Here is a 2417-nt window from a genome sequence, read left to right on the forward strand (position 1 = left end):
CCCTGCTACCACTGCGCCCTCCCCGTCCCCTCCGGCAGCCGCTTTACCGCCGTAATCCTCGGCGAGCGCCGCGAATTATGCTGCCCTGGCTGCCAGGCAGTGGCCGAAGCGATCGTGGCCGGCGGGCTGGAAAGCTATTACCAGCACCGCAGCGAAGCCTCGGCCAATCCCGAGGCGCTGCCGGTGCAACTGGTGGACGAACTGGCGCTGTACGACCGCGCCGATGTGCAGCAACCCTTTGTGCGCCATCAGGGCGATCTCGCCGAAACCACCCTGCTGATGGAAGGCATCAGCTGCGCCGCCTGTGGCTGGCTGATCGAAAAACACCTGCGCAGCCTGCCCGACGTGGCCGAGGCGCGGCTCAACCTGTCCAACCATCGCCTGCACGTACGCTGGGCCGACGGGCAATTGCCGTTGAGCCAGCTGCTCAGTGAATTGCGCCAGATCGGCTACGCTGCGCACCCTTACCAGGCAGACCGTGCGGCCGAACAACTGGCCAGTGAAAACCGCCTGGCGTTGCGCCAGCTGGGGGTCGCCGGGCTGTTGTGGTTCCAGGCGATGATGGCAACCATGGCCACCTGGCCCGAATTCAATATCGACCTGAGCCCCGAGCTGCACGTAATCCTGCGCTGGGTGGCGATGTTTCTGACAACCCCCATCGTGTTCTACAGCTGCGCGCCGTTTTTCAAAGGCGCCCTGCGCGACCTGCGCACGCGCCACCTGACCATGGATGTGTCGGTGTCCCTGGCGATCGGCGGCGCGTACGTGGCGGGTATCTGGACCGCGATCACCGGGGTGGGCGAGCTGTACTTCGACGCCGTCGGCATGTTCGCGCTGTTCCTGCTGGCCGGCCGCTACCTGGAGCGCCGCGCACGCGAGCGCACCGCAGCTGCCACCGCGCAGTTGGTGAACTTGCTGCCTGCCTCGTGCCTGCGGCTCAACGCGGATGGCCAGAGTGAACGCATCCTGCTGCGCGAACTGGCCGTGGGCGACCGCGTGCTGGTGCATCCGGGCGCGGTGCTGCCGGCGGATGGGGTGATCCTCGACGGCCAATCCAGCATCGACGAATCCCTGCTCACCGGGGAGTACCTGCCACAGCCCCGCCACGTGGGCGATGCCGTCACGGCGGGCACGCTGAATGTCGAAGGCGCCTTGAGTGTTGAAGTGCGCGCGCTCGGCCCCGACACACGGCTATCGGCCATCGTGCGCCTGCTGGAGCGGGCCCAGGCGGAAAAACCGCGCCTGGCGCAAATCGCCGACCGCGCGGCGCAATGGTTCCTGCTGTGTTCGCTGATCGCTGCGGCAGTGATCGGCCTGGTGTGGTGGCAGTTGGACGCGGCGCGAGCATTCTGGATTGTGCTGGCGATGCTGGTAGCGACCTGCCCGTGCGCGCTGTCCCTGGCCACGCCGACCGCCCTCACCGCCGCCACCGGCACCCTGCACACACTCGGCCTGCTACTGACCCGTGGCCATGTGCTCGAAGGCTTGAACCAGATCGACACGGTGATCTTCGACAAGACCGGCACTCTCACCGAAGGCCGCCTGGCCTTGAGAGCGATCCGGCCCTTGGGGGCCGCCAGCAGCGACCAGTGCCTGGCCCTCGCCGCGGCCCTCGAAAGCCGCTCCGAACACCCGATTGCGCGGGCCTTTGGCCGCGCGCCACTGGCCGCCGATGAAGTCCTCAGCGCCCCCGGCCTTGGCCTCGAAGGTCGCGTCGGCGAGCGCCAGTTGCGCATCGGCCAGCCGGGCTTTGTCTGCGCACTCAGCGGCTGCCCGATTCCCGTCTTACCGAACGAGGCTGGCCAGTGGCTGCTGCTCGGCGACCGCGACGGCGCACTCGCGTGGTTTGTGCTGGATGACCGCCTGCGCAGCGACGCACCCGCCTTGCTGGCCGCCTGCAAGGCGCGCGGCTGGCGCACCTTGCTGCTGTCGGGGGACACCTCGCCGATGGTCGCCAGCGTCGCGGCCGAACTGGGTATCGACGAAGCCCACGGCGGGCTGCGCCCCGATGACAAGCTGCAGATGCTGCAACGCCTGCACCAGGAAGGCCGCAAGGTGCTGATGCTCGGTGATGGCGTCAACGATGTACCGGTGCTCGCCGCCGCCGATATCAGCGTGGCCATGGGCTCGGCCACCGACCTGGCCAAGACCAGCGCCGATGCGGTGCTGCTGTCCAACCGCCTCGACGCCTTGGTACACGCCTTCAGCCTGGCGCGGCGCACCCGCCGGGTCATCATTGAAAACCTGCTGTGGGCCGGGCTGTACAATGGGCTTATGCTGCCGTTCGCCGCCCTGGGTTGGATCACTCCGATCTGGGCGGCGATCGGCATGTCCCTCAGTTCGTTGACCGTGGTGCTCAACGCCCTGCGCCTGACTCGCCTGCCGAGTGCGCAGGCGGCAGGCGCCCCCACCCTAAC

1 protein-coding gene is annotated in these 2417 nt (G+C 68.0%); it reads left to right on the forward strand.

Features of this window, described 5'->3' with window-relative positions:
* Positions 1-2417 (forward strand): heavy metal translocating P-type ATPase (locus GIW02_RS26960; protein WP_236422218.1); only part of this gene is annotated, 2417 nt, incomplete at both ends.

The organism is Pseudomonas syringae, assembly GCF_021606685.1.
GTDB classification, from domain to species: domain Bacteria; phylum Pseudomonadota; class Gammaproteobacteria; order Pseudomonadales; family Pseudomonadaceae; genus Aquipseudomonas; species Aquipseudomonas syringae_R.